Here is a 19,420-nt window from a genome sequence, read left to right as displayed (position 1 = left end):
AATTACGCAATTTGAATAGACGCTCCGCGGCCGATTGCATAATAAACGAATCCGCGTTTGCTGGTACGCTCTGGATCATACAGGTTACGACCATCAAAAATCACGGGTTCTTTCAGTGCATTTTTGATGACGTCAAAGTCAGGCGCACGGAAGTTTTGCCACTCCGTACAGATGACCAGACCGTCAGCGCCCTGCAGTGCCGCTTCTTTGGTCCCCATCAGCTTCAGATCGCTGCGGTGACCGTAGATGCGCTGCGCTTCATCCATGGCTTCCGGATCAAACGCCTGAACAGAAGCACCCGCTTCCCACAGTGTTTCCATCAGCACGCGGCTGGAGGCTTCACGCATGTCGTCGGTATTCGGCTTAAATGACAGACCCCAGAGCGCAAAGGTCTTGCCGCTCAGATCGTCACCAAAATGACGCTTGATGAACGTTGGCAACTTGGTCTTCTGACTGTCATTAACATCTTCCACCGCCTGCAGCAGGCGAGGTTTGTAGCCGATAGACTCCGCGGTACGGATCAGCGCCTGCACATCTTTCGGGAAGCAGGAGCCACCATAGCCACAGCCCGGATAGATGAAGTGGTAGCCAATACGGGGATCAGAGCCGATACCCTGCCGTACTTTTTCAATATCCGCGCCTAAACGCTCAGCCAGGTTAGAGATCTCGTTCATAAAGCTGATTTTGGTCGCCAGCATGCAGTTCGCGGCGTACTTGGTCAGCTCTGCGCTACGGATATCCATCATAATCATACGATCGTGGTTGCGGTTAAACGGCTCGTAGAGCTCGCGTAACAGTTCAACCACTTCGTCGTTATCGGTGCCGACAACGATACGCTCAGGACGCATACAGTCATTCACTGCCGCGCCTTCCTTGAGGAACTCAGGGTTAGAGACCACATCAAAAGTGATGTTAGCATCACGCGCCTGAAGCGCTTCCGTCATCACCGCACGCACTTTGTCTGCTGTGCCAACCGGAACGGTTGATTTGTCGATAACCACTTTGTGATCTGTCATGTATTGCGCAATGGTGCGCGCTACAGCGGTCACATATTTCAGATCGGCAGAGCCGTCTTCATCCGGTGGCGTACCGACCGCAATAAACTGCATAACACCATGGTTTACGCCCAATTCAGCATCAGTGCTGAACTTCAGACGACCCGCTTCGTAATTAGACATTACCAGCGGCGTTAAACCTGGTTCGAAAATAGGAATGATGCCTTTTTTCAGATTTTCGACTTTTCTTTTCGTCGACATCAATGCAGAGAACGTCATGTCCGACTTCGGCCAACACCGCAGCCTGAACCAGACCGACATAGCCGATACCAAATACAGTGACTTTCATCGAGTTATCCTGTGTTTATGAATTACTTTTTGTTGCCAACTGCGCCATCGAGCCATTCAGAAAAATCTTTGCCCAATACCGGATGACGAACACCGTACTCAACGAAAGCCTGCATGTAACCCAGTTTGTTACCGCAGTCATGGCTCACACCTTTCAGGTGGTAAGCTTCAACGGTCTCTTTTTCCATCAGCATAGCGATAGAGTCAGTCAACTGAACTTCACCGCCTGCACCTGGAGGCGTTTTTGCCAGCAGTGGCCAGATGTCAGAGGAGAGAACATAACGACCCACTACGGCAAGGTTTGATGGCGCTTCTGTCGCTTTAGGCTTCTCAACCACACCGACCATAGGTGCGCTGTCGCCTGGGTTCAGTTCTGCGCCCTGGCAATCGACCACACCGTAAGCTGTTACGTCAGCAACCGGCTCAACCATGATCTGGCTGCGGCCAGACTCTTCATAACGGCTCAGCATCTCTGCCAGGTTATCTTTGGTTGGGTTAGATTCGTATTCGTCGATGATGACGTCTGGCAGGATGACCGCAAATGGCTCATCGCCGATCAGTGGGTGTGCACACATCACAGCGTGACCCAGACCTTTAGCGATGCCCTGACGGACCTGCATGATGGTGACATGTGGCGGACAGATTGACTGAATTTCATCCAGCAACTGACGCTTAACGCGTTTTTCCAGCATAGATTCCAGTTCGAAGCTGGTATCGAAGTGGTTTTCGATGGCGTTTTTAGAGGAGTGGGTCACCAGAACGATTTCGTTGATGCCCGCAGCAATACACTCGTTAACGACATACTGGATTAACGGCTTATCAACCAGCGGTAACATCTCTTTCGGAATCGCTTTAGTGGCTGGGAGCATACGCGTGCCCAGACCCGCTACCGGGATTACCGCTTTTTTTACTTTGGACTTATAGGCAGACATTAAGATACCTCTCTTATAGGCCGTTCAAGTTAATACTTGATATGTCGGTTTAAATTCGGAAATGAGTATATCAGTTAGTATCGAACGGATTTATCCTGGAAGAACTCAAACCGTCGAAATTAAGACTATTACCCAAGTGTAAAGCTAACTTCTGGCCCTGTCTCCAGCGCCAGATTAAATTAATTTTTGCGGTTTATTCTTCAGCCGATAACATCAGGCGAATGCGTCCGCCCGCGCCCCAGACGTGGCATTGCCAGTTATCTGCGCGCTGACTGATCTGGTTAAGATGGGTGCTTCCCATCGTGCCGAGCGGGACACCATTACTCAGTTGAATCTGATGGGCATGAACATGGAGCGTGGCGTTTAAACCAGCCGACACCAGGATAAGATTTTTTAAACCACGATGGTAGTAACCCACCAGTAAGGGGAACTGGCCGCTGAGATTGGCCTGACGCAATAGCAGATTGACCTGTCTGAGCAGACCATTCAGCTCCGGTAACCGCTGTTTTTGTCCGGACAACTGTTCCTGCAACAAGCCATTGAATAGCGCCCGCAACAGAAGCGCAGCCAGCACGCCATTGTCGCCAGCCCGGGTCACGTCCAGGCAATAGAAAGCCAGGTCTTTATCAGAAAGTGCAGCGATATCGAGCACCAGACCGGGTTGCTCTGCCATGGTGAGCTGGCGATAGTTGACCCGACAGTTAGCAATAGTCTGTTGTACCGGCGGCTGGAGCTGCTTGAGCAACTTAGCGGCAGCTTTCGGATCGCGCACCAGCGCATCCCAGTCCTGGAACAGCTGCTCATCCTCCTCCACTTTGGAGGTGAACATTGAGGGATAAAGGCATTCATAGACCGCTTCACGGAAGCGTTCAAAGTTTTTCAGTGGTTTGAGCAGCACATCCTGTACCCCAAGGCGCAACACATGCGCGATATCGGACATGTTTTCAGTGGCAGAGATGATCAAAATGGGCACCGCATTGCCACGGGTACGGATATGCTCAACGAACTGAATGCCACTCATGCGCGGCATCTCCAGATCGCAAATTATCAGGTCGACAGTATGCTGCTGCAGTTGTGCAATTGCTTCCAGACCATCTTCCGCTTGTAACGTCACAGCACCCATCGATAACAAAAATTGGTCCAGCAACGAACGGAAAACAGCCTCATCTTCGACAATGAGTATCTTTTTGCCGATTAGTGGTTTTTCCATTCTCTCCCCCTGCGTACCAGATCTTTCAATAGTGGTTCATAAAACGCAGTTGCGCCTTTCAGAATTGCCCGAAGTAACATCTGTGAATGAACAACCTGATTATCTGCCACGGACCAGTGGTAACAGTTCATCCATTTTCTTCTCAACGGCGGCCTTGCCTGCCTCGATAGCCTCTTCAGCCCGATGAAAGTCCAGCGTCGAAATTTGCGGACAGACGGGTTGAATGAGGACATCGGGCGGATCGCCTGCCATTCGATTTCGCTTCAGGCGATTTTCCAGCACCTGGATAGAGGTGGTCATGATCTCCATCGCTCCCGGCGTCTGGGACGCACGACGCTGGCTAAAATTCACCAGACGCTGTCTCAGCTTTCCGCGCCAGCTCAATGCCACCGCAGCGGCTTCTTCTTCACTGTTCTGAGGTGTCACAGAAAACAGGTCCTGCTGCATCAGATGCGCGTCATGCTGCAGGTCTACGGCAATAACAATGTCTGCGCCCAGGGCACGCGTTAACGAAATGGGCACCGGGTTAACGACGGCGCCATCCACCAGCCAATACCCATTGTAGCCCACGGGCGGTAATAAGCCTGGCATACTGCAGGATGCGCGCACCGCCTGATGTAAATCGCCTTCGGTTAACCACAGTTCACGACCGGTACTGAGGTTGGTGGCGACCACGCCAAAGGGTTTACCGCAGGTCTCTATAGTGTCGTTGGGAATTAACTGCCGGACATGATTAAAGACCCGCTCGCCGCGCAACAAGCCGCCACGCTGCCATGAAACATCCATCAGGCGAATGACATCCCAGTAACGAAACGCGCCGACCCATTTTTCCATCAGCGGCAAGCGGTTATTAACATAGGCTGAGCCAACCAGCGCGCCGACGGAACAGCCAGCGACGACATCAACTTCAATTCCGGCGTGCTCAAGGGCTTTGATTACCCCGATATGCGCCCATCCTTTGGCCGCTCCAGAACCCAGAGCCAATCCAATTTTTACCTTTCTCATCTGTGTCTGGTCCTGCCGTCAATGCATAGCGTCACAACGTGGGGTCAGCTAACATAGCGCGCTGGTTATTCCGACTCATTACTCTCAGGAGATCACGTGTCAGACATCTGCCCATGTTGTAGCGGAGAGCAGTATAGCGTATGTTGCGAGCCCTTTCTCAAGGGTACCCAAATTCCTGTTACAGCTGAACAACTTATGCGTTCACGTTATTGTGCGTATGTTCAGCAGAATGCAGATTATCTGGTTTCCACCTGGCATCCTGCCAAACGTCAGCCGGCGCTGGCAGGGCTTTTATCTGAAAGTTTTCCGGGTACCGAATGGCTTAGCCTGAATGTAACTCGTTGTAATCATGGAAGCCATGACAATGAAGCTTTCGTTACCTTTTTTGCGCGATACCGCGAGAAAATGAGCATTCAGGCCATTCATGAGTGTTCACGCTTTCTTCGTGAGGATCAACGCTGGTACTATGTCGACGGAACGACACCGCCGATTGGCCGTAACGATCGGTGCCCCTGCGGTGCCGACAAAAAATACAAAAAATGTTGTGGCTGAGCCGCTAACGGCCGCAATGGTTCTACCCCTAATGCTTTGACAGGACTCTGATTGAGATGCAAGCGCAAACCATGCAAAGAAAAGTTTTACGTACCATTTGTCCCGATGCAAAAGGTCTGATCGCCAAAATCACCAATATTTGTTACAAGCACGAACTGAATATCGTGCAGAACAACGAGTTTGTGGATCATCGCACCGGGCGTTTTTTTATGCGCACAGAACTGGAAGGGATTTTTAACGACAACACATTGCTGGCCGATCTCGATAGCGCCCTGCCGCAGGGGTCGGTCCGTGAGTTGCACAGCGCTGGCCGCCGCCGCGTGGTTATCCTGGTGACCAAAGAGGCGCACTGCCTTGGCGATCTGCTGATGAAAAGTGCTTTTGGCGGTCTGGATATGGAGATTGCCGCGGTCATTGGCAACCATGACACGCTGCGTTCACTGGTAGAGCGTTTCGATATCCCGTTCGTGCTGGTCAGCCATGAAGGCCTGACGCGTGATGAGCATGACAGCCGGATGGTTGAAGAGATCGATCGTTATCAGCCTGACTATGTGGTGCTGGCCAAATATATGCGCGTCCTGACGCCGTCGTTCGTCCAGCGTTACCCTAACCAGATTATCAACATTCACCACTCGTTTCTGCCCGCCTTTATCGGCGCTCGTCCCTATCATCAGGCGTACGAACGCGGCGTGAAAATTATCGGCGCCACCGCGCACTATGTGAATGATAACCTTGATGAAGGCCCGATCATTATGCAGGACGTCATTAATGTCGATCACAGCTATACCGCCGAAGAGATGATGCGTGCTGGTCGTGACGTCGAGAAAAACGTGTTAAGCCGCGCGCTGTACAAAGTGCTGGGGCAGCGCGTCTTTGTCTACGGCAACCGAACGATTATTCTTTAATCACCCCGGACGCTGAATTGCCTGCAGATTCAGCGCTCCGGGTAAAAGTGGGCAAACAGTTGCTGTTTTGCCGATGGGCGCTTTACACCCCTATCGCATTTGGTATGATGCGCCCCGCTTTAAGAGAGAAAGATTCAGGCCATGGTGGGATTCCCGAGCGGCCAAAGGGAGCAGACTGTAAATCTGCCGTCACAGACTTCGAAGGTTCGAATCCTTCTCCCACCACCATCTGAATCGTCTTTTAGCCTGCATTAGCCATCCCTGGTGGGATTCCCGAGCGGCCAAAGGGAGCAGACTGTAAATCTGCCGTCACAGACTTCGAAGGTTCGAATCCTTCTCCCACCACCATCTCGCATGTTGCACTCATTCCCTGTACTGACACCAAAACTTCCTGTTCTGCGGGGAGAGGGATGAGAACCTTCGTCTAAGGTTCGGGTCGGGCATCGCGAGACAACGCGCTTCAGCGCGGCAAGAAGGGTGAGGCGCAACGCGCCGAATAATCCTTCTCCCCTGCCTTCTCCCGTTACACTCTGCTGTTTTCGTTACGTCCACACTGCGTGGTCCATCTGAACCTGCCCTTTCGCGCACTCTTACCGTGTTCTGCCATGACTTTTCAGGCAAAAATCGCTACCATCCCAGCCTATTACTCGCTGAATAACGGTCGACCCCATGAAATTTGTTTCATTCAACATCAACGGCTTGCGCGCCCGCCCGCATCAGCTCCAGGCACTTGTCGAGCAACATAACCCGGACGTGATTGGCCTGCAGGAAACTAAAGTCCACGACGATATGTTTCCGCTGGAAGAGGTGGCAAAGCTCGGCTACAACGTCTTCTATCACGGTCAGAAAGGCCATTATGGCGTTGCCCTGCTGACAAAAGTTCAGCCGGTTGCGGTACGTCGTGGCTTTCCCGGTGATGATGAAGAAGCCCAGCGCCGGCTGATTATGGCCGAAATCCCCAGCCCGATCGGCGACATCACCGTGATCAACGGCTATTTCCCGCAGGGGGAGAGTCGCGACCATCCGACCAAATTCCCGGCCAAAGAGAAATTTTATCGTGATCTGCAGCGTTTTCTGACCGAGGATTTACCCGCCGATAAACCGGTGCTCATCATGGGCGACATGAATATCAGCAGCACCGATCTCGACATTGGCATTGGTGAAGAGAGTCGTAAGCGCTGGTTGCGCACCGGTAAATGTTCATTCCTGCCGGAAGAGCGTGAATGGATGGATCGGTTGATGAGCTGGGGGCTGGTGGATACCTGGCGGGCGCATAATCCTGAAACTGCTGACCGTTTTTCGTGGTTCGATTACCGCTCGAAAGGATTCGATGATAATCGCGGTCTGCGTATCGATCTGGTGCTGGCGAGTAAAAACCTGGCGGAACACTGCGTCGAGAGCGGCATCGATTATGCTATCCGCGGCATGGAAAAACCGTCGGATCATGCGCCGATATGGTCAACCTTTAGATTCTGACTGCGCGCTGAACTGAAGAACGCGTGGCGGAATGCCACGCGATGATTATTTAACGATTTTCCAGATCAGATTATTGGTGCCAAGCGAATGCTCATCGCGGGCGCACTGAAGCAGTACCCCTTCTGACTTGACTACCGAGCCTTCGCTGTAGTTACGATCCTCAAAGATACAGCATCTGATACAGTCCGGCTGACGCCGTTGACCCTGGGTCCAGACTTCCGGCGGCAGGTCCACTACCACATCGGTATTAACGCCATTATCGCTTACTGGTGGCGGCTGATGACGACTGTTAGCCTGCACTGCACCGGCAGCCAGCGACAGGGCCAGTACTGTTAAAAGTAAATAACGCCTCATTCCGTCTCCTTGACTTTACGCTTTGTTTTGCGCACCGGACGCTTTTGCCCGGTGGACGGTAATCCCCGAAACGCATGCACCGGCTGCTGCCGTGCCTGATGAATCAACCCGGTCAGGGTCTGCACCAGCGGCTGCATAAACTCATCATAGCGGCAGGCTTTCTCGCTGATACGGGTCAGGGTCGATTCCCACTGTGCCGTCATATCCGGACGGGCAGCCAGATCGGGTAACGAGTGAATCAGGGCTCGACCAGCCTCAGTTGAGTGAATATAGCGGCCCTTTTTCACCAGGAAGCCACGGCGAAACAGCAATTCGATAATGCCGGCTCGTGTCGCTTCCGTCCCTAAACCATCGGTCGCGCGCAGCACTTTCTTTAATTCTTTATCCTGAACGAAGCGGGCAATCCCGGTCATGGCGGAAAGAATGGTGGCGTCAGTAAAAGGACGCGGTGGCTGAGTCTGCTTCGCCAGCACCTCGCCGTGCTCACACAACAGCTCATCCCCTTTGGCGACCACCGGCAGCGGCATACCATCATTTTCTTCGTCCCGCTCTTTGTTACCGAGCAGTGCCCGCCAGCCCGCCTCCGCCAGGAAGCGCGCTTTGGCGACGAATTTGCCGCCCGCGATCTCCAGCTCAATGACACATTTACGGAACACCGCATCCGGGCAGAACTGCATCAGATACTGGCGTGCCACCAGCGCATAGATATTTTGCTCATTTTCGCTGAGTTTTACTGAGCCGGCTCGGGCAGTCGGGATGATGGCATGGTGCGCATCGACTTTTTTATCATCCCAGCAGCGGTTGCGGCGTTCGGCATCAAAATCCGCCGGTGGCGTCAGCTGCGGCTGATGAGACTGAATGGCATTCAGTACCGCATGGCGGCCCGCGAAATGTTCTTCCGGCAGATAGCGGCTATCGGAACGCGGATAGGTAATCAGCTTGTGGGTTTCGTAGAGTCGCTGACAGGTATCGAGCACCGTCTGTGCACTCAGACCGTAACGCTTCGCCGCCTCAATCTGCAGGCTGGATAAGGAAAACGGTAACGGTGCGCCTTCATTTTCACGTTTATCGCTGTAGGCGGTCACCGTTGCGGGCTGGCCGGTGATACGCGCCACAACGTGATCGGCCAGCGCCCGCTTCAGCAGACGTCCCTCTTCATCCTGCCACGGTTCACAGGCTTCGCTCGGCACCCAACTGGCGACAAACCGTACGTCGTCAGGCGTGACGATATGGGCTTTCACCTCGAAGTACTCTTTCGGCAGGAAGTTCTCAATCTCTTCGTCGCGTCGTACCACCAGCCCGAGCACCGGTGTCTGTACCCGTCCCACTGACAGCACGCCATCATAACCGGCATTACGTCCCAGCAGCGTCCAGGCGCGGGTCATGTTGATCCCGTAGAGCCAGTCAGCGCGCGCACGCGCCAGTGCCGAGACGCAGAGCGGAATAAATTCCCGGTTTTCACGCAGGCGGTTAACCGCGCGATCCACCGCCTGTGGATTGAGATCGTTGATCAGACAGCGCTGTACCCGACTGCGTTTTTCGGCCGGCAGGTTGAGATAGTCGAGCACCTCATCCACCAGCAGCTGACCTTCCCGATCCGGGTCACCGGCATGGACGACTTCACTGGCCTGCGCCAGCAGGCCCTCCACCACTTTTAACTGCTTCGCCACCGACGGGCGCGGCTGGAGCCGCCATTTTTCCGGAATAATCGGCAGGTCGGCCAGCGACCAGCGCGCATAGCGGCTGTCGTAGCTGTCGGGCTGCGCCTGCTCCAGCAGATGCCCGACGCACCAGGTGACCACCTGATCGTTACCGCAGGCGATATATCCGTCACCGCGACGATGGGGTTTTGGCAGTACATCGGCGATGGCACGCCCAAGACTGGGTTTTTCCGCAATAAACAAACGCATTGAATCAGGTAATCCTTAACATCAGGGAATAACGGGGATAACCGATTGTTAGCTGTCGGCTGCAATCATGGCGGCTATGTTAGCCTGGCAAGGCGTCTGGCGTAAGCATCACGGGCTGGGTTAGCGATCATTCGCACAGGAACCGTTCAATCAGCAGGGCCAGAAAATGCCCTGCATGGTGGGAAAAGATCAGGGTCAGAAGTAGCTGACGAAAGGCGCGGTGTCGGGCGGCAGTACCGTGGTGCTGGACTTGAGCTGTGGCGTGCCTAAATAGAGGAAGCCGACAATGGCATCCTGCTCCCGGCAGCCAAATGCCTGACGCACCGCCGCGTCGTCAGTCCAGGGGCCGCTGCGCCAGATACCGTTGTATCCCTGCGCGGCCGCAGCCATCTGCATTGCCATCACGGCACAGCTGGCTGAGGCGATCTGCTCCCAGCGCGGCACTTTCGGGTGCGGTTCACAGTGCGCCACCACAGTGATGATCATCGGAGCACGAAACGGCGACTGACTGGCCTTGTTAATCGCCTTCTCATCCAGTTGCTTATCGCGTGCCGCCTGCTCCAGCAGCTGACTCAGCCGATCGCGCCCCTCACCCTCAACAATAATAAAGCGCCAGGGTTGCAGCGTGCCGTGATCCGGTGCGCGCATACCGGCGCGCAGAATATTTTCCAGCGCCTCGCCGGCGGGTGCCGGTTCGGTCAGACGTGACGCCGAACGACGGTTAACCAGTAACTCCAGTGCATCCATGTTTTTTCTCCCGATCGCATTAATGTTGCAGTAATCCTGGCACAGGCAGATTTTTTGTAACAGTCGGCGGTGAATTCCTGCTGACTTTTAGCACGCTGCTCTTTAGGATGAGCTCGTCGGGGAAGCCTGGTACGCGCGGCGGCCACTTCCGGCTACATGAATATGGAGAGTCTGATGCGCACATTGTGGCGAATAATTGCAGGTCTGTTTCGCTGGACCTGGCGGGTATTAAATTTTGTCAGGGAATTCATCCTGAATATTTTCCTGATTTTGTTAATTGTGGCAGGTGTCGGCATCTGGTTGCAGGTCAGCGGTTCGGGCAGCAGTTCGGCGCCCTTGCAACAAGGTGCGCTGCGGGTCGATCTCAGCGGCGTGCTGGTGGATAAACCCTCGGTCAGCAATCGCCTGAGCAAAATTGGCCGCCAGTTGCTGGGTGCCAGCAGTGACCGCCTGCAGGAAAATTCGCTGTTTGACGTGGTCGATGCGATCCGTCAGGCCAAAACGGACAGCAACATCAAAGGTATGGTGCTGGATTTACGCGACTTTGCCGGTGGCGATCAGCCTTCGCTGCAGTATGTCGGTAAAGCGCTGCGTGAATTCCGCGACAGCGGCAAACCGATTTATGCGCTGGGCGACAGCTACAGCCAGGCGCAATATTATCTCGCCAGCTACGCCAGCAAAATCTACCTGTCGCCGCAGGGCACGGTCGATCTGCACGGATTTGCCACCAACGGCCTCTATTACAAAACCTTGCTGGAAAAACTGAAAGTCACCTCCCATGTGTTCCGGGTCGGGACCTATAAATCCGCAGTAGAGCCGTTCCTGCGTGATGATATGTCACCTGCTGCCCGCGATGCGGATAGCCGCTGGGTGGGTCAGCTGTGGCAGAACTACCTGAATACCGTATCAGCTAATCGTCAGATTACGCCTGAACAACTGTTCCCGGGTGCGGCGGCGGTGATTGCCGGACTGAACGCCGTTAAGGGCGATACCGCGCAGTACGCGCTGGATAACAAGCTGGTGGATGTGCTGGGTTCCCGTGCGGCCGCCGATCAGGAGCTGGTGAAAACTTTTGGCCTGGATAAGCAGAGCAACGATTATCGCAGCGTCAGCATCTACGACTACGCGGTCAAACCGGCCTCAGCGCAGCAGGATGGCAACATTGCTGTGGTACTGGCCAGTGGTGCGATCATGGACGGTGAAGAGACGCCCGGTAACGTCGGGGGGGATACCACTGCCGCACAGATCCGCGATGCGCGTCTCGATCCGAAAATTAAAGCCATCATTCTGCGGGTGAACAGCCCAGGCGGAAGCGTGACGGCGTCCGAAGCGATTCGTGAAGAGCTGGCGGCCGCACATGCCGCCGGTAAACCAATCGTGGTTTCAATGGGCGGTATGGCTGCCTCTGGAGGCTACTGGATTTCGACACCCGCTAACTACATCGTGGCTAACCCGAGCACCCTGACCGGCTCTATCGGTATTTTCGGTGTGATCAATACGCTGGAAAACAGCCTGGATGCAATTGGGGTGCACACCGACGGTGTCGCCACCTCGCCGCTGGCGGATATTTCCACCACCAAAGCGTTGCCAACCGAAGTTCAGCAACTGATGCAGCTGACCATCGAAAATGGTTATCGCAACTTTGTGGGTCTGGTGGCGAAGTCACGCAACAAGACGCCGGAGCAGATCGACACCATTGCGCAGGGTCACGTCTGGACCGGGAGCGACGCCAAAGCCAATGGTCTGGTCGATGCGCTGGGTGACTTTGACGATGCAGTGAAGAAAGCCGGAGAGCTGGCGAAGGTCAGCAAACCGCAGCTGAGCTGGTATCAGGATGCCCCGGGTTTCTTAGATATGATGCTGAACCAGATGAATGCCTCGATTCGCGCCGTGTTGCCGGATCCGCTGAAAGCCTGGCTACCGGCGCCGATGCTGGATGTGATGAGCGAGATGAAAGCGCAGCCAGGGCTGTTCGATCACCTCAACGATCCGCAAAACCGGTATGCCTTCTGCCTGAACTGCGGTGACGTGCGGTAAGTCAACAGTGCGATAAACCTCGCAGCCCGGCCATGGGTCGGGCTGCATTTCCTCGTCATTCCCCTTATACTGCGCGTTTTACGGCAAGTCTGAGTTCTCTGATGCAAAAGAAAAACATCTACGTAGCCTACACTGGCGGTACCATTGGTATGCAGCGCTCGGCGCAGGGGTATATTCCGGTCTCGGGTCATCTGCAGCAGCAGCTGGCTAACATGCCGGAGTTCCACCGCCCCGAAATGCCCGATTTCACCATCCATGAGTATCAGCCACTGATCGACTCTTCCGATATGACGCCGCAGGACTGGCAGTCAATCGCCGAAGATATTCGTCAGAACTACGAACGCTACGATGGTTTTGTGATTCTGCATGGCACCGATACCATGGCGTTTACCGCGTCCGCTCTCTCCTTTATGCTGGAGAATCTGGCTAAACCGGTTATCGTCACCGGCTCGCAGATTCCGCTGGCAGAGCTGCGTTCTGATGGGCAGCAGAACTTATTGAACTCACTCTATGTCGCGGCGAATTATCCAATCAGCGAAGTCTCGCTGTTTTTCAACAATACGCTCTATCGTGGCAACCGAACCACCAAAGCGCATGCCGATGGCTTTAACGCTTTTGCCTCACCTAACCTCTCTGCACTGCTGGAAGCCGGTATTCATATCCGCCGCCTGAATACGCCGGCCGCGCCACAGGGTCAGGGCGAACTGATTGTTCACACTATTACGCCGCAGCCGATTGGCGTCGTCACCCTCTATCCCGGCATCTCGGCGGATGTGGTGCGCAACTTCCTGCGTCAGCCTGTTAAGGCGCTGATTCTGCGCTCTTACGGTGTCGGTAATGCGCCGCAAAACGCCGAGTTTCTGGCAGAACTCCAGCAGGCCAGCCAGCGCGGGATTGTGGTCGTTAATCTGACGCAGTGTATTTCGGGCAAGGTTAATATGGGCGGCTACGCGACCGGCAATGCGCTTGAGCATGCTGGCGTCATCAGCGGTTCGGATCTGACAGTTGAGGCAGCACTGACGAAGCTGCACTTTTTACTCAGCCAGAACCTCTCTGCCGATGAAATACGTGGCAAAATGCAGCAAAATTTGCGCGGCGAACTGACAGAAGACTGAGACGGAGCGACTTGTAATGAAACGCGCACTCATCATTATTGATATCCAGAATGATTTTTGCCCTGGCGGCCCGATGGCTGTCCACGAAGGCGACCAGACCGTTGACATCGCCAATCGTTATGCCCGCACCTTTCATCAGAACGGGGAATGTGTGGTGGCGCTGCAGGACTGGCATCCGGCCGATCACGGTAGTTTTGCCTCGGTGTCTGGCGAACCGGTCTATATGCTCGGCGAATTGAATGGCCTGGCACAAATCTGGTGGCCCGACCACGGTATTCAGGGATCGGCCGGTGCTGACTTCCATCCCAGGCTGGATCGCAGCCTGTTCGATGCGATCTTCCATAAAGGCCAGGATCAGGACGTGGACAGTTACAGCGCCTTTTTCGATAACGGCCATCGCCGTAAAACCGAACTCGATAGCTGGCTGCGCGAACGCGACATTACCCATCTGGTGATGCTGGGGCTGGCGACCGATTACTGTGTGAAATACAGCGTGCTGGATGCGCTGGAGCTGGGCTATCACGTTGAGGTGGTAAAAGAAGGCTGTCGCGGGGTGAATCTGAATCCTGAGGATAGCGAGATCGCCCTCGCACAAATGATGGCGCAGGGCGCGATTCTGATATGAAAAAGCTGGCGTTATGCCACCTTTTTTACCCGGAAGTGCGGGTCAGCCGTTACTGGTGACCCGGCTCACTCAGTGCAGCTGAATGCGGGTGACGTCCGAATCGATACCAAACTCTTCTTTGAGCTCTTTTTTTGACTTCGTCACCATTTCGCCGCCCTTGCCAATGGTCATGTGTTGCGGGCTATCGTTATGCCGCGCCTGCCACAGCATGACCAGCTGCAGGCAGTTTTCACGTTGCTCCGGCGTCAGCGCTACGCCATCCGGCCATTTACCAATCTCAACCGCTGTCGCCAGTCGCTGGTAGACTTCTGGCGTCATCGCGGCGAGCATCGCTTCCAGTTGCTGCTTCATCGCACTTATCCTTTCGTCTGCTCACCCTGCTCATCGGTGAAATTCAATGAGGCAGAGTTAACACAATAGCGTTCGCCGGTAGGCTGTGGGCCATCCGGGAAGACATGTCCCAGATGCGCATCACACTGACCACAGCGGATTTCAATGCGCTGCATGCCGTGTGAGTCATCTTCAATATAACGAATCGCGTCGTCGCTCACCGGCTGGTAAAAGCTCGGCCAGCCACAACCTGAATCATATTTAGTCTCTGACAGAAACAGCGGCGCATTACAGACCAGGCAGTGATAAATGCCTTCCTGTTTGTTGTGCAGCAGTGCGCCACTGTAAGGCGGCTCCGTTCCGCGATGCTGGGTAACATAACGCTGCATTTCTGTCAGCTGCGAAATTTTTTGCTTCGGGTGCGGTGTCTTTAGCCATTTTTAAGATTCCGGAAGGGTGCCAATCTGAAAATTTCGACTACTATTCTAACAAATGATCAACATAAGACGGGTCTTTTTTCGTGCTCACCCTTTCAGTCCGACTCTCACAACCCGGATTTGTGACTTCGATCACCTTTTATCCGGGGCATCCCTATATATTCGGCGATTGATTAAACGAAGCGCGATACAATTGGCGGTACGCAAGCGGTTGCGCATCGAATAATTCCTTTCAGGCGAATTGATTTGTCGCAACAATTGACACGATTCCGCTTGACGCCTGGTAAGGTTTTTGTAATTTTACAGGCAACCTTTTATTCACTAACAAATAGCTGGTGGAATATATGACTATCAAAGTAGGTATCAACGGTTTTGGCCGTATCGGTCGCATCGTTTTCCGTGCTGCTCAACAGCGTTCTGACATCGAAATCGTTGCAATCAACGACCTGCTGGACGCGGATTACATGGCGTACATGCTGAAGTATGACTCTACGCACGGTCGTTTCGACGGCACTGTAGAAGTTCAGGATGGCGCACTGGTTGTTAACGGCAAGAAAATCCGTGTTACCTCTGAGAGAGATCCGGCTAACCTGAAGTGGGACGAAGTGGGCGTTGACGTTGTTGCTGAAGCAACCGGTATCTTCCTGACCGACGAAACTGCGCGTAAACACATCACTGCAGGCGCGAAGAAGGTCGTTCTGACCGGTCCTTCTAAAGATGACACCCCAATGTTTGTTCGTGGTGCAAACTTCGACAAATATCAGGGTCAGGACATCGTCTCTAACGCATCGTGCACCACTAACTGCCTGGCACCGCTGGCAAAAGTGATCAATGACAAGTTTGGTATCGTTGAAGGTCTGATGACCACCGTTCACGCGACTACCGCGACTCAGAAAACCGTTGATGGCCCGTCTCACAAAGACTGGCGCGGCGGCCGCGGCGCATCTCAGAACATCATCCCTTCTTCAACCGGCGCAGCGAAAGCAGTAGGTAAAGTTCTGCCAGAGCTGAACGGCAAACTGACCGGTATGGCATTCCGCGTACCAACCCCTAACGTTTCCGTGGTTGACCTGACCGTACGTCTGGAAAAAGCGGCATCTTACAAAGAAATCTGTGCTGCCATTAAAGCGGCTGCAGAAGGCGAGATGAAAGACGTGCTGGGCTACGTTGAAGATGACGTGGTTTCTACTGACTTCAACGGCGAAATCCTGACTTCAGTATTTGACGCTAAAGCCGGTATCGCGCTGAACGACAACTTTGTGAAACTGGTTTCCTGGTACGACAACGAAACTGGCTACTCAAACAAAGTTCTCGACCTGATTGCGCTGGTTTCTGCTAAATAAGGCAGCCAGACATCATTGAGAATAAGGGCGACTTCGGTCGCCCTTTTTTTGATCCGCTCAGGAAGGAATCGAACATGCAAGATAAACTGTTTTCTCTGCCGGTCATCACACAAATCTCCCCTTACCTCTCACAGCGTCAGGTTGGTGAACTGCCGGCGATTATTGTCAGTCATCCGAAAGTGCGTGCAGCCATTACGCTGCAGGGTGCCCACCTGATTGCCTGGCAGCCCAGCGGTGAGCAACCGGTTCTGTGGCTCAGCGATAAGAGTCTGTTTTCGCCCGGCAAAGCGATCCGCGGCGGCGTACCGATCTGCTGGCCGTGGTTTGGTCCGGCAGGTGAACCGGCACACGGTTTTGCCCGCAATCAACCGTGGACGCTGTCAGCCCATGATGAAAATGAAGATGGCGTGATGCTAACGCTGGTGCTGGAAAGTAATCCTCAGACGCTGAAGCTGTGGCCGCATGAGTTCACCCTCATTGCCCGCTTCCGGCTGGGTCAGCACTGTGAGATTGAACTGGAAGCGCATGGTGATTTTGAAGCCACCGCTGCCCTGCACAGCTATTTTACCGTCAGCGATATCAGCGGCATTGAAGTGTCGGGCCTGGGTGAGACCTACATCGACAAGGTCAATCAGGGTGAGATCGGCAGCAGCAACGGCAGACAACGCTATCCGGGCCGGATCGATCGCATTTTTACCGCAGCTGAAGATTGCTCGGTGATTAACGATCCGGCTTCACAGCGCCAGATTGAGGTCTATCACCACCATCACAGTGACGTCGTGACGTGGAATCCTGGGGTCGAGCTCTCCTGCAGCATGGCCGATATGCCGAATGAAGGTTATAAGACCATGGTTTGCGTTGAGACAGCGCGCATCAATAAGCCGCTGCGCAGTGCAGGCGAAAAACCCGCCCGCCTGGCAACCACCTTTCGCCTGAAGAAAAAGCTCAGCGGCGACGCGGTTAAGGCTTAAACCACGTCGAGCGGTAACTTATGCTGCGGTGCCGGATAACGCTGGTTGATGAGGGTCAGATCATCAACACTCAGTACCACTTTCAGCGCCGCCGCATTTTCCTCTACGTGAGCGACAGAACTGGCTTTAGGGATAGCAATGACGCCAGGCTGGCGAATCACCCAGCCAAGCAGGAGCTGGGCCACGCTGATGCCCTTTTGTTGTGCAAGCTGACCCAGTTGCGGGTCGCTGAACAGGCTATCGCGCAGCCGTCCGGCCTGCGCCAGCGGACAATATGCCATGATCGGCACGTCATGCTGCTGGCAGGTGGGCAACAGATCATATTCGATGCCCCGTGAGCCGAGATGGTAAAGCACCTGATTGGTGGCACACTGCGTCCCGCCCGCTCATCCCAGAGTTCAGCCATGTCATCGGTATCGAAATTAGAAACGCCCCAGTAGCGGATTTTTCCCTGCTGCTGCAGTCGTTCCATCGCCCGCACCGTCTCTTGCAGCGGGATATTCCCGCGCCAGTGCAGAAGATAGAGATCAAGGTAGTCCGTTTTCAGCCGTTGCAGGCTACGTTCGCAAGCCTCAATGGCATCGTGCTCACCAGCATTCCACGGGTAAACTTTCGACACCACCAGCGCCTGGTCACGGCGTCCCCGTAACGCTTCGCCGACTACCTCTTCGGCTGCGCCGTCAGCGTACATTTCAGCGGTATCGATCAGACGCAGGCCACACGCCAGCCCGTGCTGAAGTGCAGCGACTTCCGTCGCGCGCTGATCGGAATTCTCGCCCATGTACCAGGTGCCCTGACCGATCACCGGCAGATCGCTATGGCCGGCAAAATTCATGCTGTTGCGCATTTCGTTCCCCCGCCCCGTTACGAGGCCCCATAAAAGAACAGAGGGCATAGAATGCCCTCTTTTTGTGCGTTATCAGAAGTTGTAACTGACGCCGGTCCAGAGCGTCGCCTGGCCGCTTTTGTCGATCATCGGGCTATCTTTGATTTCGCTGTCGAAACGGGTATAGCGGCCGACCACGCCGACGTTCCACTGCGTCGAAATCTGATAGCTGGCGCTCAGTTCAACATAAGGTGACCAGCTGTCATCCGGATTATAACGGCTGATGCCGGTGCGGGCGCTTTCATGGCCCGAAACACCGTAATAATAGCGGTTTTGATTGGCACTGTTCCACATCGCACCAATGCCCGGCGTCAGGCTGAAGTCGCCCATTTCAAAGCGATAGAGATAGGTTAAATCCCAGATCATGCCGTTACTGTTGTTCAGCACGTCGCCCAGCAATGCGGTACGGACAATACCCCAGTCGGCAGTGTGACGATATGTCGCGCCCGCCATCAGGGTCATCCGGCGTTTATCCAGCCCTTTCATGTCGCCCAGGTCGTTGTCGCTGGGTTTGTACTCCTGCGGAGAACCAAGCAGCGTCAGTGACAGCTGGTTCTGTGGATCTTTCCACAGGTAGTAGCCGCCCTGCAGGCTACGGAACCAGAAGTTCTCGCCCTCGTAATTAATTACCGGCACCGGCAGGTAACGGTCCTGACCGCCACGATAAGGCGACTCGGCATAAATCACTGAAGCCCCGACCGAGAGGGGTGCGGCATTTACGCCACCAGAGAGAAAATAACAAGGTAAAAGTGCGACAAGCGCCTTAAGTTTGAATTGGTTCACAATTTATTCATTCCATAAATATAACAATCAAACACGAAGTCTAACGTTTTTTTGCGACTGGATTAACTTATATCGAAATCCTTTCAGCGGCCAGCCGTAGAAAGTGGCATTAAAGGTTAAAATCACGTTAAGTTAACTCATCAGAGGCGCTTACCGGCCTCACCTCAGACTGATTATGTTGTTGATCTCACCCTCATTCATCCACAGCCATGGAGGAAATTTCTTAGAAGCCATCTACAGTTAGAAGTAAGACCAGACCATATGTACGAGCAGAGTAGCCAGTAAAATTGTGTATCCCGATAAAATTGATCAGGTTGGCATAAGGGTTGCTGTACTCAATAGAGAATATCTTCCGGGAGCTGCATGAGCCTCTAATTACGCTCCTTACCTGTGCTAAAAACGAAAGGACGGGCATCGCTATGAATATATTCGATCACTATCGTCAGCGTTATGAAGCTG

Annotated in this window: 16 protein-coding genes, 2 tRNA genes, 1 other RNA gene and 3 pseudogenes; 11 read left to right on the top strand and 11 right to left on the bottom strand. The window is 54.0% G+C overall.

Going from position 1 to position 19,420, the window contains the following annotated elements:
• Window positions 1–2: 2 nt before the first annotated feature.
• The 4 genes and pseudogenes from HA41_RS09265 to rssA form a co-directional block, all read right to left on the bottom strand.
• Window positions 3–1,344, bottom strand: a pseudogene (locus HA41_RS09265) (UDP-glucose dehydrogenase family protein).
• Between the two features lie 22 nt (window positions 1,345–1,366).
• On the bottom strand, window positions 1,367–2,275 hold the full coding sequence (galU, locus tag HA41_RS09260) for a UTP--glucose-1-phosphate uridylyltransferase GalU (RefSeq protein ID WP_094120536.1): 909 nt from the start codon (window positions 2,273–2,275) through the stop codon (window positions 1,367–1,369).
• A 193-nt stretch (window positions 2,276–2,468) separates the two neighbouring features.
• Window positions 2,469–3,485: a two-component system response regulator RssB gene (rssB, locus tag HA41_RS09255; RefSeq protein ID WP_094120535.1), complete on the bottom strand. Its 1,017-nt coding sequence runs from the start codon at window positions 3,483–3,485 to the stop codon at window positions 2,469–2,471.
• Between the two features lie 99 nt (window positions 3,486–3,584).
• Window positions 3,585–4,490: a patatin-like phospholipase RssA gene (rssA, locus tag HA41_RS09250; protein ID WP_094120534.1), complete on the bottom strand. Its 906-nt coding sequence runs from the start codon at window positions 4,488–4,490 to the stop codon at window positions 3,585–3,587.
• Window positions 4,491–4,586: 96 nt separating this feature from the next.
• Between rssA and HA41_RS09245 the strand changes: the two genes are divergently transcribed.
• The 6 genes from HA41_RS09245 (at window position 4,587) to xthA (ending at window position 7,423) form a co-directional block, all read left to right on the top strand.
• Entirely contained in the window at window positions 4,587–5,042 is a 456-nt protein-coding gene (locus tag HA41_RS09245; RefSeq protein ID WP_094120533.1) for a YchJ family protein, read from the top strand.
• A gap of 56 nt (window positions 5,043–5,098) precedes the next feature.
• Window positions 5,099–5,947, top strand: a complete 849-nt coding sequence (gene purU / locus HA41_RS09240; protein ID WP_094120532.1) for a formyltetrahydrofolate deformylase — start codon at window positions 5,099–5,101, stop codon at window positions 5,945–5,947.
• 143 nt (window positions 5,948–6,090) lie between these two features.
• Window positions 6,091–6,175: transfer RNA gene (locus tag HA41_RS09235), tRNA-Tyr, on the top strand.
• 35 nt (window positions 6,176–6,210) lie between these two features.
• Window positions 6,211–6,295 (top strand) — tRNA-Tyr (locus tag HA41_RS09230).
• 41 nt (window positions 6,296–6,336) lie between these two features.
• Window positions 6,337–6,464: non-coding RNA, RtT sRNA (locus HA41_RS09225), on the top strand.
• A gap of 152 nt (window positions 6,465–6,616) precedes the next feature.
• Window positions 6,617–7,423, top strand: coding sequence for an exodeoxyribonuclease III (xthA, locus tag HA41_RS09220; RefSeq protein ID WP_094120531.1), 807 nt, complete (start codon window positions 6,617–6,619; stop codon window positions 7,421–7,423).
• A gap of 45 nt (window positions 7,424–7,468) precedes the next feature.
• Here the strand turns inward: xthA and HA41_RS09215 are convergent, their stop codons facing one another.
• The 3 genes from HA41_RS09215 to HA41_RS09205 form a co-directional block, all read right to left on the bottom strand.
• Entirely contained in the window at window positions 7,469–7,777 is a 309-nt protein-coding gene (locus HA41_RS09215; RefSeq protein WP_094120530.1) for a YnjH family protein, read from the bottom strand.
• A complete protein-coding gene (locus tag HA41_RS09210) occupies window positions 7,774–9,687 on the bottom strand; it encodes a DNA topoisomerase III (RefSeq protein ID WP_094120529.1) in 1,914 nt (637 codons plus the stop codon). The genes HA41_RS09215 and HA41_RS09210 overlap by 4 nt, the downstream gene beginning before the upstream one ends.
• A gap of 195 nt (window positions 9,688–9,882) precedes the next feature.
• Window positions 9,883–10,434, bottom strand: coding sequence for an NAD(P)H nitroreductase (locus tag HA41_RS09205; protein ID WP_094120528.1), 552 nt, complete (start codon window positions 10,432–10,434; stop codon window positions 9,883–9,885).
• A 174-nt stretch (window positions 10,435–10,608) separates the two neighbouring features.
• On the opposite strand from HA41_RS09205, the gene sppA reads away from it, so the two are divergent.
• The 3 genes from sppA (at window position 10,609) to pncA (ending at window position 14,211) form a co-directional block, all read left to right on the top strand.
• Complete coding sequence (gene sppA / locus HA41_RS09200) at window positions 10,609–12,471, top strand: signal peptide peptidase SppA (RefSeq protein WP_094120527.1); 1,863 nt, start codon at window positions 10,609–10,611, stop codon at window positions 12,469–12,471.
• Between the two features lie 101 nt (window positions 12,472–12,572).
• A complete protein-coding gene (gene ansA / locus HA41_RS09195) occupies window positions 12,573–13,586 on the top strand; it encodes an asparaginase (RefSeq protein WP_094120526.1) in 1,014 nt (337 codons plus the stop codon).
• A gap of 16 nt (window positions 13,587–13,602) precedes the next feature.
• Window positions 13,603–14,211: a bifunctional nicotinamidase/pyrazinamidase gene (pncA, locus tag HA41_RS09190; RefSeq protein WP_094120525.1), complete on the top strand. Its 609-nt coding sequence runs from the start codon at window positions 13,603–13,605 to the stop codon at window positions 14,209–14,211.
• A 69-nt stretch (window positions 14,212–14,280) separates the two neighbouring features.
• On the opposite strand, the gene HA41_RS09185 is transcribed toward pncA, so the two are convergent.
• Both HA41_RS09185 and msrB read right to left on the bottom strand, forming a co-directional pair.
• Window positions 14,281–14,562 carry a YeaC family protein gene (locus HA41_RS09185; RefSeq protein WP_094120524.1) on the bottom strand — a complete coding sequence of 94 codons (282 nt, stop codon included), beginning with the start codon at window positions 14,560–14,562 and terminating at the stop codon, window positions 14,281–14,283.
• A 5-nt stretch (window positions 14,563–14,567) separates the two neighbouring features.
• Window positions 14,568–14,979 (bottom strand): annotated as a pseudogene (msrB, locus tag HA41_RS09180) (peptide-methionine (R)-S-oxide reductase MsrB).
• Between the two features lie 343 nt (window positions 14,980–15,322).
• Here msrB and gapA point away from each other — a divergent pair.
• Both gapA and HA41_RS09170 read left to right on the top strand, forming a co-directional pair.
• Window positions 15,323–16,321 carry a glyceraldehyde-3-phosphate dehydrogenase gene (gapA, locus tag HA41_RS09175; protein ID WP_069728542.1) on the top strand — a complete coding sequence of 333 codons (999 nt, stop codon included), beginning with the start codon at window positions 15,323–15,325 and terminating at the stop codon, window positions 16,319–16,321.
• A gap of 74 nt (window positions 16,322–16,395) precedes the next feature.
• The gene (locus tag HA41_RS09170; RefSeq protein ID WP_094120522.1) at window positions 16,396–17,292 is read left to right on the top strand and encodes a D-hexose-6-phosphate mutarotase; all 897 of its coding nucleotides are present in this window, start codon (window positions 16,396–16,398) and stop codon (window positions 17,290–17,292) included.
• Here HA41_RS09170 and HA41_RS09165 read toward each other — a convergent pair.
• Together HA41_RS09165 and HA41_RS09160 are read right to left on the bottom strand one after the other, a co-directional pair.
• A pseudogene (locus tag HA41_RS09165) lies at window positions 17,289–18,139 on the bottom strand (aldo/keto reductase). The gene HA41_RS09170 and the pseudogene HA41_RS09165 sit on opposite strands and share 4 nt — an antisense overlap.
• Before the next feature lie 72 nt (window positions 18,140–18,211).
• A complete protein-coding gene (locus HA41_RS09160; protein ID WP_094120521.1) occupies window positions 18,212–18,961 on the bottom strand; it encodes a MipA/OmpV family protein in 750 nt (249 codons plus the stop codon).
• Between the last annotated feature and the right edge of the window lie 459 nt (window positions 18,962–19,420).

Source organism: Pantoea conspicua, from assembly GCF_002095315.1.
GTDB classification, from domain to species: Bacteria; Pseudomonadota; Gammaproteobacteria; order Enterobacterales; family Enterobacteriaceae; genus Pantoea; species Pantoea conspicua.
Note: the sequence above shows the minus strand (reverse complement) of the source record. Positions and strands in the feature narration are given on the sequence as shown.